Genomic DNA, 13,954 nt, shown 5'->3' on the forward strand with positions numbered 1-13,954 from the left:
AGGAGGCCTCAGAACCCCAGCCGCCGCAACTGCTTCGGGTCCCGCTGCCAGTCCTTGGCGACCTTCACGTGCAGGTCCAGGAAGACCGGTGTGCCCAGCAGGGCCTCGATGTGCTTGCGGGACTTGATGCCGACCTCCTTCAGGCGCTTGCCCTTGGGGCCGATGATGATGCCCTTCTGGCTGGGGCGCTCGATGTAGACGTTGGCGTGGATGTCCAGGAGGGGACGGTCGGCCGGGCGGTCCTCGCGCGGGAGCATCTCCTCGACGACGACGGCGATGGAGTGCGGCAGTTCGTCGCGGACGCCCTCCAGGGCCGCCTCGCGGATCAGTTCCGCGATCATGATCTGCTCGGGCTCGTCCGTGAGGTCACCCTCCGGGTAGAGCGCCGGGCCCTCCGGCAGCAGCGGGACGATCAGGTCGGCCAGCAGGCCCACCTGCTTGTCGCCGACCGCCGACACCGGCACGATCTCCGCCCACTCGAAGCCCAGCTCCTTGCCCAGCTGGTCGATGGCGATCAGCTGCTCGGCGAGGGTCTTGGAGTCGACCAGATCGGTCTTGGTGACGATCGCGACCTTCGGGGTCTTCTTGATGCCGGCGAGTTCCTTCGCGATGAAGCGGTCGCCGGGACCGATCTTCTCGTTCGCGGGAAGGCAGAAGCCGATCACGTCGACCTCGGCCCACGTGGTGCGGACCACGTCGTTGAGGCGCTCGCCGAGCAGGGTGCGCGGCTTGTGCAGGCCGGGGGTGTCCACCAGGATGAGCTGGGCGTCGGGCCGGTGCACGATCCCGCGCACCGTGTGCCGCGTGGTCTGCGGCTGGTTCGCGGTGATCGCCACCTTCTGCCCGACCAGAGCGTTCGTGAGGGTGGACTTGCCCGCGTTGGGACGGCCCACGAAGCAGGCGAAGCCGGCGCGGTGGGCGGTCTCGGCCGGCTGCTCGGATGACTGGGTACGAACGCTCATGGCGACCATTCTCCCTGATCCACGAAGCCTCGCGGTACCAGTGGGGCGCACCACGCCCGCACGTGAGGTTCCGGAAACCCCCACGCAACGAAACGTCACGGAAACACACCTGTGCGCAACCGGAAACGATCACCGGTGACCCTCTGACGAGCCCGCACACCGTTGGAGACGCTCGTGACCCTCGCCGCCGCGCACGTGAACACCGGCGACACCGCTTGGCTGCTCGCAGCCACCGCCCTCGTCCTGCTGATGACTCCGGGACTGGCCCTGTTCTACGGCGGCATGGTCCGCACGAAGAGCGTCCTCAACATGCTGATGATGAGCTTCGTGTCGATCGCCCTGGTGACGGTGGTGTGGCTGGCGGCCGGCTACTCGCTGGCCTTCGGCGACGACATCGGCGGCGGCCTGATCGGCGGGCTGGACCACGCCGGCATGAGCGGCCTCGGCCCGGACAGCGTGCACGGCTCCGTGCCCACCCTCCTGTTCGCGACCTTCCAGCTCACGTTCGCGATCATCACGGCGGCGCTGATCAGCGGCGCGGTCGCGGACCGTACGAAGTTCTCGGCCTGGCTGGTCTTCGTGCCGGTGTGGACGCTGCTCGTATACGTTCCGGTCACCCACTGGGTGTGGGGCCCGGGCGGCTGGATCCTCGACAAGCTCGGCGCGCTCGACTTCGCGGGCGGTCTGCCCGTCGAGATCACCTCCGGCGCCTCCGGCCTCGCCCTGTGCCTGGTCCTCGGCCCCCGCCTGGGCTTCAAGAAGGACGCGATGCGTCCGCACAACCTGCCCATGGTGATCCTCGGCGCCGGTCTGCTCTGGTTCGGCTGGTTCGGCTTCAACGCGGGCTCCGCGCTCGGCGCGAACGGCCTGGCCGCGGCCGCCTTCCTCAACACCCTGGCCGCCGGCTGCACCGGCCTGCTCGGCTGGCTCTTCGTCGAGCAGCGGCGCGACGGCCACCCGACCACCCTGGGCGCCGCCTCCGGCGCGGTGGCCGGCCTGGTCGCGATCACGCCCTCCTGCGGCACGGTCTCCCTGCTCGGCGCGCTGGTCGTGGGCCTGGCCGCCGGTGTCGTCTGCTCCTACGCGGTGAGCTGGAAGTTCAGGCTGAACTACGACGACTCGTTGGACGTCGTCGGCGTCCACCTGGTCGGCGGCGTCATCGGCACCCTCCTCATCGGCCTGTTCGCCGAGAAGGCGATGACCGGCGGCGTCGAGGGCCTGTTCCACGGCGGCGGACTCGCCCCGCTCGGCAAGCAGCTGCTGGCCGTCGTGGTCGTCGCGGCGTACGCCTTCGCGGTGTCGTACGGCCTCGCCAAGCTGATCGACCGGGCGCTGGGCTTCCGGGCGAGCGAGGAGCAGGAGCACACCGGCCTGGACCTTACGGTGCACGCCGAGACGGCTTACGATCACGGGGTCCTAGGGCATGGCGCCCCGGTCTCCTCCTCCGTCGTCCCCACCGCCCAGAAGGTCAAGAGCCAGGCATGAAGCTCATCACCGCGATCGTCAAGCCGTACCGCCTGGACGCGGTCAAGACCGCCCTGCAGGAGCTGGGTGTGCACGGTCTGACCGTGACCGAGGCGAGCGGCTACGGCCGTCAGCGCGGCCACACCGAGGTGTACCGGGGGGCCGAGTACCGCGTCGACCTGGTGCCGAAGGCCCGGATCGAGGTCGTGGTCGAGGACGCGGTCGCCGAGGACGTGATCGACGCGATCGTCAGCGCCGCGCAGACGGGGAAGATCGGGGACGGGAAGGTGTGGGCACTGCCCGTGGAGACCGTCGTACGGGTGCGGACCGGCGAGCGCGGCCCGGACGCCCTCTGAGCCGGGGGCGGTCGCGGTGGTCGACCATCGACGAGAAGGCCGTCACGTACAAGCAGTACGCCCGGCTGTCCGTCGCGCAGCTCATCTCCTCGACGGAGCCTCCTCCCGTCGAGCGCCCCGCGCCGAAGGAGGGAAGGCTGCGCCGCGCCCTCGGCCGTGCCTGACGGCCCGTGCCCGACGTGCTCTGACCAGCAGCACTCCGGTGACCACTCCGGCCACGAACACGAGCCCGGCGAGCAGCCACGGCAGCGCGAAGAAGGAGGCGCTCGCCGACTGACGGGTGTCCGGCGCGCTCGCGGTCAGGGTGATGTCGCCCCAGTCGAGCTGGGGTGCCCCGTACCAGGTCTCGGTGAGCCGTACCCGCTGCCCCGGCAGAAGCTCGGACGGCACCCCGGTCAGGTCGCGGTCGAGCAGCGTACGGCCGAACAGGCCGCGCGCCTTCAGCTCCACCTTGGGGTCGAGGGTGACGTTCCCGGTGTTGCGCAGGGTGTAGCCGATGGTGGCCGTGCTGTCGCCGAGGCCGGGGACGAGCGGCTGGTGATGGCTGATGTGCACCTGCTCGACGGAGATCGCGGACAGCGTGGGCCCGCCGACCCGGAGGTAGACCCGGGCGCCGACGGCCCGCTGCACGCCGAGCGCCAGCCTGCCGCTGCCGGGGTCGACCCGCTCGTCGAGCGCGACGATCGCGCCCGGGTGGTCGCCCGGTTCGGCGCCCCGGGGCACGCGCAGGGTGAAGGGCACGGTGACGGTCCTGTGGCCGGGAACGGTGACGCGTGACCTCGCGGGCCGCGCCCAGGCGCCCACCCCGCGCATCCGCTCCTTCAGGGTCCGTACGGCGAACCCGCCGTCGCGGGCGGTGTTGTAGGCGTCGGCGGCGTAGAGCCGGAACGTGAGCGGCCTGCCGGTCTTGTTGGCGACGGCGACCTTGTCGGCGAGGGTCTGCCCGGGGTCGGCCGAGAGGTAGAAGTAGGGGCGCGCGGCGACCTTGGAGGCGACCGGGTAGACGGACCAACTGCCGTTGTCGGCAGCCCGCGCGGGGACGGTCGTCACGCCGAGGAACAGGCCGATGAGGCTCAGGAGGAGGACGTACGGCTTGCGCATGGGCGCGGACCCCCCATGGGCTCGGGTCGTGGCGGTCGGGCGGGTGCGGCCCCGTGGTGCGGCGGGCGCCCGGCCACCGTGGTGGGTGTTTCGGGTCAGGTGAGGGTGAGGGTGAGGACGCCGGAGTACGCGCCCGGAGGCGTGAAGGCCGGTACGTCCAGGGAGAGTCCGGCGTCGACGGTGAACTCGCCGCCGGTGAGCGTGGCGTCGGGGGTCGATGCGAGGGTCGCTCCCGAGGTGCCCACCGCGCCCGTCGAACCGGCCTTGCAGGTGCTGGGGCTGCCCGCCTTGGTGACGCAGGCGGGGGTCCAGCTCAGTCTGCTCGCGTCGATCTTGGCGCCGGGGCCGGTGAAGTCGGTGACCTTGCCGGTCAGGGACCAGCCCGCGGGCCCGCCGCGGAAGTCCTTGACCGTCACCGTCTGCAGGGCTCCGCTGGAGGCCCCGCCCTTGCCGAAGTCGACCGACGACAGCGCGACGGCGTCCCCGGCCTGGGACATGGACAGGGTGCCCGCCTTGACGCTGGTGGTCAGCTTCTGGCTGCCGGCCGGGACGGGCGTGTTGTCGTTGACGACGTAGGCCGCGGGGCCCGCGCCCTTGTCCGCGCTCCAGGAGCCGCCCTCGTAGGCCACGATCCCGGTCGTCGTCTTGTCGTTGACGACCAGTGAACCGCTGAAGGAGCCCGAGGCGCCCGCGGTCACCGTGGCGGTGTCCGCGGTCTGGGTGCCCCCGGCCCGCCCGGCCAGGGTGACGGTGGCGCCCGGCGTGAAGTTGCTGCCGTTGACCGTGACACTGGCACCCGGGTCACCCGAGGCCGAACCCAGCGAGATGGCACGGGTGTTGGCCGGCGTCCCGTCGGTCGCCGTGACGGTCTGCGACACCGGGGCGGGCGGGTTGGTGACCGTGCAGGGGGTGTCCAGTTCGAGGATGTAGCTGGTGTGGATGTTGTAGTCGCCCGGCGAGAGGGTGATCTGGCCGGCCTTGGTGACGGTGAACGTCCCGGTCATGGAGAAGGACGGGAACGCGGCCTTCCCCGGCACCGGGGGGTTCTTCTTCGGTCCGGCGACGGTGACGGCACCGCTCTGGGCGCCGCCGACGGTGACCTTGCCGGTCGGGGTCATGATGTCGGCCGGCAGGGCCAGGTCCGTGGGGTTGCTGGCGGCGGCCGTGACCACGGTGTAGGTCACGGTGACCGTGTCGCCGACCTTCGGGCTGGTGTTGTCCACCGAGACGCTCGCGGTGGTGGTGCCGTCGATCGGCGGCAGACCTGAGACGGCGGGCGGGATGCAGTGCGTGGCGAAGTCCACGTTCGTGCCGGCGGCACCGGCCGGACCGGCCAGCGCGCCGCCCGCGGTGACCGCGAGGGCGGTCGCCCCGAACAGTGACGCCCAGCGCCACCGTCGGGATCTTCGGGGTGTCGAACCCATGGGGGCCCCTCCTGAGGGTTGCGGGCGCAGCGGCTCATCTGCGCCGACAGGGGGCATTGATGTGGAGCCCGCGTGAGAAGTCAATGGAGACGCCGCAGAAATCTGACGGATCATCAGTTTCTGCGGCATCCCCGGGAGATCCGGAACTATCCGGAACAGATCACTCAGGCCACTCGGGCCCCTCGGGTCGCTCAGTCGAAGACGAACGGGCCGGGCGACTGCTTGCCGGTGGCCGTGCAGGTGACGTTGACCCCGAAGATCGTCATCTGCAGCGAACCGCCGTACGCCTCCAGGCTGTCACCGGAGGCCACGGTGCCGGTGAGCGGGCCGGCGGTGACCGGGTCGCCGGCGGCCATGGCCGGGTTCTTCGTCCCGGTGAAGACGGTGGTGCCGCCGCCCGCCTTGACCAGGGTGAGCTTGGAGGTGATGGAGTCCTTCGCCACCGCGACCGGCGCCTTGACCGCGCTGGAGGTGAGGGTGATGGTGGCCGAGGTGCCGCTCTGGGTGGCGGTGAGCGTGGCCGCGCCACCGCCGAAGATGCCGCAGCTCGCGTTGATGGTCGCCGTCTGGGGGGTGACGGCGGCCGCGGTGGGCGCGAAGGCCAGTCCGGTGACCGCGAGGGCCCCGGCGACCAGCGCCGCACCTGTTGCCGTGCGCTTGCCTCTCATGGGGATCCGCTTCCTTCCCTGTGGGGATGCCATGTGGGGATGGTCGGAAGGTGCGCCGACGAACGAGCAGGCCTGAGCAGGTGGGTGCGGGCACGCTGCGGCGGCGGTGCGGATCTGACGGATCGTCGGAACTTACGGCTCCATTGATGCGCGAGAGGCAGGCGACGGCAAGGATGAATTCCGGACTACTCCGTGGCGCCCGCCTGGACCGTCAGCTTCACGGCCCCGTCGGGCCCGGCGAGCAGCACCGGCGTCTCAGGCCCCCCAAGGTCGGCCACAGCGGCCCGGTCCTGCTCCGGGACGGACTCCGCCTCGCTCACCACGGCCGCCGCCTCCAGCGACTTGGCACCGGAGGCCACGGCCATGGCGACGGCGGTCTGCAGGGCGCTCAGCTCCAGCGAGGCGAGCTGCACCGACCCGGCGACGTACGTGCGCCCGGTCTCGTCCCGTACGGCCGCCCCCTCGGGCACACCGTTGCGGGCCCGGGCGGAACGGGCCAGGGTGACGATCTTGCGGTCCTCGGGGTCGAGCGCGTTGCTGTCGGTCATGCCCCGAGCATACGGACCGGCCCCGACCTGCGCCGAGGTCAGTCCAGGGTCTGAACGATCTCGCTGCGGGCGGCCGTGTGCAGCACGCGGGCACGGGCGCCGTTCACCAGCGGGAGGTAGGGCGCCACGTGGCCGCACTCGACGTCCGAGACGATCGGTACGCCCAGGGAGCCGAGGGCGTCGAGGACGGCCTCGTGCTGGGTGAGGGTGCCGCCGTCGGGGGCGTGGGTGCGGCCCACGAGGACGGCGGCCGCGCGGTCGAAGAAGCCGGCCAGGCGCATGCCGTGCAGATTGCGGCAGATGGTGAACGCGTTGTCCTCGCAGGCCTCGACGTAGACGAGCAGCCCCTCGTCGCCGGCGAAGGAGGAGGTGTTCAGGTACGGCGTCCCGGCGAGGTTGGTGAGGGTCTCGATGCAGCCGCCGATCAGCCGGCCCTCGACGTCCACGTCACCGGTGCCGTCGAGCCGGGTCCAGGTGCCCTCGGCGTCCAGGGTGAAGTCGCGTACGTCCGCGTGGAACCGGTAGTCGTCGAAACCGCCCGAGCGGTGACGGCCCGGCGGGGTCTGGGAGAGCGGCCCACCCTGCGGCGCCGTCACGATGTCGAGCCAGGACAGCAGGCCCTCGGGCGTCCGGTACGGCGTGTCCATGAGGTTGTTGCCGTGCACGGTCGCGACCCCGGTGAGCAGGGTCAGGGGCGTGATCAGGGTCGACATGTCGGACCAGCCGACCACCCACGTCGGCTCGGCCCGCCCGATCTTGTCGAAGTCGAGCAGCGGCAGCAGGTCGATCGCGGTCTCCCCGCCCCACGGCGGTACGACCGCCCGGATCGTCGGGTCGGTCAGCATCTCGGTCAGTTCGGCGGCGCGCTCGGCGGCGGGGGCGCTGATGTGCGTCGAGCCGTCCATGCACCGGCCGACGACCACCTCGTACCCCCGCGCCTCCAGGTCGCGTATCGCCACGTCGAGGCGCCCGCGCATCGTCTCGGGCACCCCGCTGGAGGGGGAGGTCACACCGACACGGTCACCGGGGCGCAGCGGGCGCGGGTATCGCACAGAAGACATGCGCCGGATTCTGACACGCGGTCAGAGGGTCCCGGCAAACGGATTTACGGCCGGTCGAGCCGCAGCTTTACGGCCGGTCAAGCCGCAGCCGCTGCGCCCTCGGCAGGCCCGCGACGACGAGGTCGTACGAGTCCTCGATCAGCTCGCGGACCAGGCGGTCCGGGAGTTCGCCGTCCACGGTGACGGTGTTCCAGTGCCGCTTGTTCATGTGGTAGCCGGGGATGATCAGTCCCTCGTGCTCACCGCGCAGCCGGACCGCGTCCTCCGGGTCGCACTTGAGGTTGACCGTCAGGGGCCGCGCGTCCAGCCAGCTCAGCGCGAACATCTTGCCCAGGACCTTGAAGACCGAGACGTCCGGGCTGAACGGGAAGTCCTCCACCGCCGCGTTGAAGGACAGGCAGAAGGCGCGCAGCTCCTTGGGGGTCACTCGGGCCTCTCCTCCTCGGGCGGGTCCGCCGGGCCCACCGGCTCCACCAGGACGGTCACGATCTTGTTCCGGCGGCCGGCCGCGGCCTCCGCGGTCAGGCGCAGCTCGCGGCCGTCGGGCAGTTCCACGACCGAGGACGCACCGGCGATGGGCACGCGGCCGAGCGCCTTGGCGAGCAGGCCGCCGACGGTCTCCACGTCCTCGTCGTCGTACTCCTCCAGGCCGTACAACTCGCCGAGGTCGGTGATGTCGAGGCGCGCGGTGACCCGGTAGCGGTCGTCGCCGAGGTCCTCCACGGGCGGGAGTTCACGGTCGTACTCGTCGGTGATCTCGCCGACGATCTCCTCGAGGATGTCCTCGATGGTGACGATGCCGGCGGTGCCGCCGTACTCGTCGATGACGACGGCGACGTGGTTGCGGTCCTTCTGCATCTCGCGCAGCAGGTCGCCGGCGTTCTTGGTGTCGGGGACGAAGACCGCCGGGCGCATGGCCGTGGACACCAGGTCGTTCTCGGCGTCGCGGCTGATGTGCGTCTTGCGGACCAGGTCCTTCAGATACACGATCCCGACGACGTCGTCCTCGCTCTCACCGGTGACCGGGATCCGCGAGAAGCCGGAGCGCAGGGCGAGGGTGAGGGCCTGCCGGATGGTCTTGTAGCGCTCGATCACCACCAGGTCGGTGCGCGGGACCATGACCTCCCGTACGAGGGTGTCGCCCAGCTCGAAGACCGAGTGCACCATGCGGCGCTCCTCGTCCTCGATCAGCGACTCCTTCTCGGCGAGGTCGACCAGCGCGCGCAGCTCCGCCTCGGAGGCGAACGGACCGCGCCGGAAGCCCTTGCCGGGGGTGAGCGCGTTGCCGATGAGGATGAGGAGCGACGGGATCGGGCCCATGATCCGGGCGAGGGGCAGCAGCACGTACGCCGCCGCCGTCGCCGTGTTCAGCGGGTGCTGGCGGCCGATGGTGCGCGGGGAGACGCCGACCGCGACGTACGACACCAGGACCATCACGCCGATGGCGACCAGCAGGGCCTGCCAGGTGGCCGCGAACTCCTGCAGGCAGGCGTACGTCACCAGGGCCGCGGCCGCCATCTCGCAGGCGACGCGGACCAGCAGGGCCACGTTCAGATAGCGGGTGGGGTCGGCGGCTACCTGGGCCAGCTTGGCGCTGCCGCGCCGGCCGTTGCGCACGGCCTCCTCGGCGCGGAAGCTGGAGACGCGCGCGATGCCCGCCTCCGCACACGCGGCCAGCCAGGCGACGACGACCAGGGCGATCGCGCCGATCACGATCTGCGGACTCATGCGAAGACCGGCCCTCGGACTACGAGACGGTCGGCGCCGGCGACGGGCCGGTCAGCCCGCGCTCGGCCCGCCACCCGTCCACGATGGCGGCCTGGAGCCCGAACATCTCGGCCTTCTCGTCGGGCTCCTCGTGGTCGTACCCGAGCAGGTGCAGCACTCCGTGGACGGTGAGCAACTGGAGCTCCTCGTCCATGGAGTGCTGCGTCGGCGCTTCCGCGCCCTGCTTGGTGGCGACCTCCGGGCACAGCACGATGTCGCCGAGCAGCCCCTGCGGCGGCTCGTCGTCGTCCTTCGTGGGCGGCCGCAGCTCGTCCATCGGGAACGACATGACATCGGTGGGACCCGGCAGATCCATCCACTGGATGTGCAACTGCTCCATGGCGTCGGTGTCCACGACGATCACCGAGAGCTCGGAGAGCGGGTGGATGCGCATCCGCGCGAGCGCGTAGCGGGCGATGTCGAGGATCGCCTGCTCGTCTACCTCGGTGCCGGACTCGTTGTTGACGTCGATCGACATGGTCGTGCTGGTCTACTTCCCTTTGTGCCCGGACTTGCCCCGGCTCTTCTGCATGCCGTTCTGGGTGCCGTGCCTGCTGTCGTACTTCTCGTACGCGTCGACGATACGGCCGACGAGCTTGTGCCGTACGACATCGTGCGACGACAGCCAGGAGAAGTGGACGTCCTCGACGCCTTCCAGGATCTCCTGGACCTGCCGCAGGCCGCTCTTGGTCCCGTCGGGGAGGTCGACCTGTGTCACGTCACCGGTGATCACGATCCGCGAGTCGAAGCCGAGGCGGGTGAGGAACATCTTCATCTGTTCGGGGCTCGTGTTCTGTGCCTCGTCGAGAATGATGAAGGCGTCGTTGAGCGTACGACCGCGCATGTACGCGAGCGGCGCGACCTCGATCGTGCCCGCGGCCATCAGGCGCGGGATCGAGTCCGGGTCGAGCATGTCGTGCAGCGCGTCGTACAGCGGGCGCAGGTAGGGGTCGATCTTCTCGTAGAGCGTGCCCGGCAGGAAGCCGAGGCGCTCGCCGGCCTCGACCGCGGGACGGGTCAGGATGATCCGGTTGACCTGCTTGGACTGCAGGGCCTGCACGGCCTTGGCCATGGCCAGGTAGGTCTTGCCGGTACCGGCGGGGCCGATGCCGAAGACGATCGTGTGCTTGTCGATCGCGTCGACGTACCGCTTCTGGTTGAGCGTCTTGGGGCGGATCGTGCGGCCGCGGGAGGACAGGATGTTCTGCGTCAGTACCTGGGCCGGGGTCTCCGGTCCGTCGCTCGTCCCTGCCTCGCTCGCCTTGAGCATCGCGATCGAGCGTTCCACTGCGTCCTCCGTCATCGGCTGCCCGGTGCGGAGCACCAGCATCATCTCGTCGAACACGCGCGAAATGAGGGCGACGTCCGCAGGGTCGCCGACCGCGCTGATCTCATTGCCCCGGACATGGATGTCGGCTGCCGGGAAGGCCTTCTCGATCACGCGCAGAAGGGAGTCACCGGAACCCAGCACGGTCACCATGGGGTGCTGGGCGGGGACGGTGAGCTGCGCTCGTGCCTGCTCCTGCGCGGGGGTGTGAGCTGTGGGTGTCTGAGTCATGGGCCGGCGCTGTAGGCCTGCGGTTCCTCCTCGTCACGGCCGCATAGCTGAGGGCGGCCTCGCGATTCCAGGGTACGACGGTGGACTGACAAGACCGTAGGGCTTTTCAGAGGGCCACTTCGCAGCCGACCGAGTCGGGTGGTGGGTGGGCATAGGCCGGGGGTCCAGGGGGCGGGAGCCCCCTGGTACGTCAGCTGGACCGACCGAACCCGATCGTCGGCACGGCCCGCCGCAACGGCCACACCCGGTCCAGCTCCTGAGGCACCAGCCCGTCAAGGAACCCAAACCTCTGCAACGCCACCCGGTCCTGCCCCGGAAGGGACTGCACCTTCCGCCACCACGCCCCGACCTCCGACCACCCCGGCGCCGACAGCGAGCCCCCGAACTCCTGCACCGACAGAGCCGCCGTGAGCCCGGCGAAGGCAAGACGATCGGCGAGCGGCCACCCCGCCAGCGTTCCGGTCACGAACCCGGCCACGAACACATCCCCCGCCCCGGTCGGATCCAGCGCCTCCACCGCGATCGCGGGCACCTCGGCCGTCTCCCCCGTACGCCGGTCCACCGCGTACGCCCCCTCCGCCCCGAGCGTCACCACCGCCAGCGGCACGTACTCGGTCAGCGCCCGCGCCGCCGCCCGCGGGCAGTCCACGCCGGTGTACCGCATCGCCTCCTGCGCGTTGGGCAGGAACGCCTCGCAGTGTTCGAGGTCGGGGAGGCCCGCCAGGTCCCAGGCCCCGGTGTCGTCCCAGCCGACGTCCGCGAAGACCCGGGTGCCCGCGCGGGCGGCCTGGGCGATCCAGGGGGCGCGTTTGCCGGGAACGAGGGAGGCGACGGCCGCACGCGCGCGGGGCGGGAAGTCCGGCGCCGGCTCCTCCGGCGGCGGCTCGTGGCCGTGGGACACCATGGTCCGCTCGCCCTCGTAGGCCATGGAGACGGTCACCGGCGAGTGCCAGCCGGGCACGGTCCGCGAGAGGGTGAGGTCGATGCCCTCGCCCTGTTCCAGCGCGTCCCAGCAGTAGTCGCCGTAGTGGTCGTCGCCGAAGGCCGCCGCGAGGGACGTCCGCAGACCGAGGCGGGCGAGCGCGGCGGCCATGTTGGCGACCCCGCCCGGGCTGGAGCCCATCCCCCGGGCCCAGGACTCGGTGCCGCGCACGGGCGCCGAGTCCAGGCCGGTGAAGATGATGTCGAGGAAGACGGTGCCCGTGAGGTAGACGTCCCAGGGCGGATCGTCCGGTGCGCGCAGGGCGACCAGCGGGTCGACCTGGGCCCGGCAGGGCGCTGCACGGGTGAGGTGCTCCGGTTCCTCTCCGGCGATCGCGTGGGACGGGGTCACGGTGCGCTCCCTGAGGTGATGCGGATCTGGCCAGTGTGCACCAGATCCCACCCGGGGCGCGGCTACCAGCGGGGCATCACCGGCGTCCGCCAGTGCGGCTCGGCCACCCGCATCGCCGCCGCGTCGTCCCGCTCGCGCATCGTGCCGTCGTCCTCGGCCCACCGCCGGTGCAGCCGGGCCAGCTCGTCCCGGTCCAGTTCGACGCCGAGGCCGGGTGCGTCGGACACCGCGACCCTGCCGTCGGTGAACGCGATCCGCTCGGTGAGGACGTCCTCGGACTGCCAGGGATAGTGGGAGTCGCAGGCGTGGTGGAGGCCGGGCACGGTGGACGCCACCTGGGTCATGGCGGCGAGGCTGATGCCGAGGTGGGTGTTGGAGTGCATGGACACCCCGACGCCGAAGACGTCGCAGATCGCGGCGAGGTGCTGGGTGTTGCGCAGTCCGCCCCAGTAGTGGTGGTCGGAGAGCACCACCTGGACGGCGTCCTTGGTGAACGCCTCCTTGATCTCGCCGAACGTGGTCACGCACATGTTGGTGGCGAGCGGGACCTCCGTCCCGGCCGACACCTGGGCCATCGCGGGAGTGCCCAGGGTCGGGTCCTCCAGGTACTCCAGGACGTTCCCGAGTTCCCTGGCCACCTTCAGCGAGGTCTCGACGGACCAGGCGCCGTTGGGGTCGAGCCGCAGCGGATGCCCGGGGAAGGCCTCGGCGAGGGCGCGTACGGCCGCGATCTCCTCCTCGGGCGGAAAGACACCGCCCTTGAGCTTGAAGGAGGTGAACCCGTACCGCTCCTTGAACTTCCGTGCCTGGGCGACGACTCCGGCCGGGTCCAGGGCGGCGCCCCAGTCGTCCGGCTCGGCCGTGACGCCCTCCGGGTGGCCGGCCCACTTGTAGAAGAGGTAGGCGCTGTATTCGACCGCGTCCCGCACCCTGCCGCCGAGCAGTGCGTGCACGGGCAGCCCGAGCGCCCGGCCCTGGGCGTCCAGGCAGGCCACCTCGAAGGCGGAGAGCACGGAGAGCCGCAGTTTGTCGGCGCTCTGCACGCCCCGCAGGCCGCCGGCGTCCACGGCGCCCCCGATCCGGTCCTCGTCCACGGCGAGGTCCAGTGCGAACAGTCCGTTCACATCCATGACCGAGCGTCCGGGGAGGCGCTCGGCGAGGGAGCGGGCCGGCTCCAGGTACTTGGTGTCGCCGTAGGTCTCGCCGAGCCCGGTGATCCCGTCGGCCGTGACCACCTCCACGATCAGCCGGGGGGTGTACGCCTGGTGCACACCCTGGGTGTTGAGCAGCGGCGCGTCGGCGACCAGGATCGGCGTCAGGCGTACCTCGGTGATGGTCAGGTCACGGGTCACAGGGAGGCTCCTACGAGGTCGAGTCCGGCGGTGAGGAGGGCCAACATGCCCACCTGACTATGTCCCCTTATGAATGTTGTCTACGTATGAGAACAGAGGCTAGATACACGGACACACGAGAGTCAATGAGGGAACAGGGGGAGCAGAAAAAGAGCCCCACCCCGCACACAGCGGGATGGGGCTCTACTGGAGCGCCGGGCAGGCCTTGCACCTGCATCTCCCCGCAGGAAGCGGGGCGTCTTTCCTTGGACCACCAACGCACTGTCCGGCACCGGCAGTTCCGGCGACCGCGACGTGATCAACCATAGCGCATCCGACCGGGTCCAAGCCAACTCACCGACAAGGGGCACCCTTTTACCC

General features: G+C 70.8%; 14 protein-coding genes. 2 read left to right on the forward strand and 12 right to left on the reverse strand.

From position 1 onward, the window contains the following. Nucleotides 1-8: 8 nt before the first annotated feature. A complete protein-coding gene (era, locus tag ACFYZZ_RS12460; protein ID WP_386571918.1) occupies nt 9-962 on the reverse strand; it encodes a GTPase Era in 954 nt (317 codons plus the stop codon). A gap of 174 nt (nt 963-1,136) precedes the next feature. Between era and ACFYZZ_RS12465 the strand changes: the two genes are divergently transcribed. Further along, nucleotides 1,137-2,447, forward strand: a complete 1,311-nt coding sequence (locus ACFYZZ_RS12465; RefSeq protein ID WP_389174443.1) for an ammonium transporter — start codon at nt 1,137-1,139, stop codon at nt 2,445-2,447. Further along, nucleotides 2,444-2,782 (forward strand): P-II family nitrogen regulator, encoded by a 339-nt coding sequence (locus tag ACFYZZ_RS12470; protein WP_389174446.1) that lies wholly within the window; start codon nt 2,444-2,446, stop codon nt 2,780-2,782. The genes ACFYZZ_RS12465 and ACFYZZ_RS12470 overlap by 4 nt, the downstream gene beginning before the upstream one ends. Nucleotides 2,783-2,863: 81 nt before the next feature. On the opposite strand, the gene ACFYZZ_RS12475 is transcribed toward ACFYZZ_RS12470, so the two are convergent. The 11 genes from ACFYZZ_RS12475 to ACFYZZ_RS12525 all read right to left on the reverse strand — a co-directional run bounded on the left by ACFYZZ_RS12475 (nt 2,864) and on the right by ACFYZZ_RS12525 (nt 13,594). Further along, nucleotides 2,864-3,883, reverse strand: a complete 1,020-nt coding sequence (locus ACFYZZ_RS12475; protein WP_389174449.1) for a WxL protein peptidoglycan domain-containing protein — start codon at nt 3,881-3,883, stop codon at nt 2,864-2,866. A 95-nt stretch (nt 3,884-3,978) separates the two neighbouring features. Beyond that, nucleotides 3,979-5,307: a beta-xylosidase gene (locus tag ACFYZZ_RS12480; protein ID WP_389174452.1), complete on the reverse strand. Its 1,329-nt coding sequence runs from the start codon at nt 5,305-5,307 to the stop codon at nt 3,979-3,981. A 191-nt stretch (nt 5,308-5,498) separates the two neighbouring features. Continuing rightward, on the reverse strand, nt 5,499-5,975 hold the full coding sequence (locus ACFYZZ_RS12485; protein WP_389174455.1) for a hypothetical protein: 477 nt from the start codon (nt 5,973-5,975) through the stop codon (nt 5,499-5,501). Between the two features lie 185 nt (nt 5,976-6,160). Beyond that, a complete protein-coding gene (locus ACFYZZ_RS12490) occupies nt 6,161-6,523 on the reverse strand; it encodes a cytidine deaminase (RefSeq protein WP_389174458.1) in 363 nt (120 codons plus the stop codon). A gap of 38 nt (nt 6,524-6,561) precedes the next feature. Beyond that, the gene (locus ACFYZZ_RS12495) at nt 6,562-7,500 is read right to left on the reverse strand and encodes a S66 peptidase family protein (RefSeq protein ID WP_389175728.1); all 939 of its coding nucleotides are present in this window, start codon (nt 7,498-7,500) and stop codon (nt 6,562-6,564) included. A gap of 151 nt (nt 7,501-7,651) precedes the next feature. After that, nucleotides 7,652-8,011, reverse strand: a complete 360-nt coding sequence (locus ACFYZZ_RS12500; RefSeq protein ID WP_389174461.1) for an MmcQ/YjbR family DNA-binding protein — start codon at nt 8,009-8,011, stop codon at nt 7,652-7,654. Beyond that, nucleotides 8,008-9,312: a hemolysin family protein gene (locus tag ACFYZZ_RS12505; protein ID WP_389174464.1), complete on the reverse strand. Its 1,305-nt coding sequence runs from the start codon at nt 9,310-9,312 to the stop codon at nt 8,008-8,010. Before ACFYZZ_RS12505 ends, ACFYZZ_RS12500 begins: the two co-directional genes overlap by 4 nt. Before the next feature lie 19 nt (nt 9,313-9,331). Continuing rightward, nucleotides 9,332-9,829, reverse strand: a complete 498-nt coding sequence (gene ybeY, locus ACFYZZ_RS12510) for an rRNA maturation RNase YbeY (RefSeq protein ID WP_389174467.1) — start codon at nt 9,827-9,829, stop codon at nt 9,332-9,334. Between the two features lie 12 nt (nt 9,830-9,841). Beyond that, nucleotides 9,842-10,909 (reverse strand): PhoH family protein, encoded by a 1,068-nt coding sequence (locus ACFYZZ_RS12515; protein ID WP_389174470.1) that lies wholly within the window; start codon nt 10,907-10,909, stop codon nt 9,842-9,844. 190 nt (nt 10,910-11,099) lie between these two features. Then, nucleotides 11,100-12,242, reverse strand: coding sequence for a carbohydrate kinase family protein (locus ACFYZZ_RS12520; protein WP_389174473.1), 1,143 nt, complete (start codon nt 12,240-12,242; stop codon nt 11,100-11,102). 62 nt (nt 12,243-12,304) lie between these two features. After that, nucleotides 12,305-13,594 carry a glucarate dehydratase family protein gene (locus ACFYZZ_RS12525; RefSeq protein ID WP_389174476.1) on the reverse strand — a complete coding sequence of 430 codons (1,290 nt, stop codon included), beginning with the start codon at nt 13,592-13,594 and terminating at the stop codon, nt 12,305-12,307. Between the last annotated feature and the right edge of the window lie 360 nt (nt 13,595-13,954).

The organism is Streptomyces sp. NPDC001816 (genome assembly GCF_042892235.1).
In the GTDB taxonomy this organism is placed as follows: Bacteria; Actinomycetota; Actinomycetes; order Streptomycetales; family Streptomycetaceae; genus Streptomyces.

What these genes read in the sequence shown, in the direction of transcription:
- ACFYZZ_RS12515 (WP_389174470.1), bottom strand. Translation starts at nt 10,909, where the DNA reads ATGACTCAGACACCCACAGCTCACACCCCCGCGCAGGAGCAGGCACGA.
- ybeY (WP_389174467.1), bottom strand. Translation starts at nt 9,829, where the DNA reads ATGTCGATCGACGTCAACAACGAGTCCGGCACCGAGGTAGACGAGCAG.
- ACFYZZ_RS12505 (WP_389174464.1), bottom strand. Translation starts at nt 9,312, where the DNA reads ATGAGTCCGCAGATCGTGATCGGCGCGATCGCCCTGGTCGTCGTCGCC.
- ACFYZZ_RS12490 (WP_389174458.1), bottom strand. Translation starts at nt 6,523, where the DNA reads ATGACCGACAGCAACGCGCTCGACCCCGAGGACCGCAAGATCGTCACC.
- ACFYZZ_RS12470 (WP_389174446.1), top strand. Translation starts at nt 2,444, where the DNA reads ATGAAGCTCATCACCGCGATCGTCAAGCCGTACCGCCTGGACGCGGTC.
- ACFYZZ_RS12475 (WP_389174449.1), bottom strand. Translation starts at nt 3,883, where the DNA reads ATGCGCAAGCCGTACGTCCTCCTCCTGAGCCTCATCGGCCTGTTCCTC.
- era (WP_386571918.1), bottom strand. Translation starts at nt 962, where the DNA reads ATGAGCGTTCGTACCCAGTCATCCGAGCAGCCGGCCGAGACCGCCCAC.
- ACFYZZ_RS12480 (WP_389174452.1), bottom strand. Translation starts at nt 5,307, where the DNA reads ATGGGTTCGACACCCCGAAGATCCCGACGGTGGCGCTGGGCGTCACTG.
- ACFYZZ_RS12495 (WP_389175728.1), bottom strand. Translation starts at nt 7,500, where the DNA reads ATGCGCGGGCGCCTCGACGTGGCGATACGCGACCTGGAGGCGCGGGGG.
- ACFYZZ_RS12485 (WP_389174455.1), bottom strand. Translation starts at nt 5,975, where the DNA reads ATGAGAGGCAAGCGCACGGCAACAGGTGCGGCGCTGGTCGCCGGGGCC.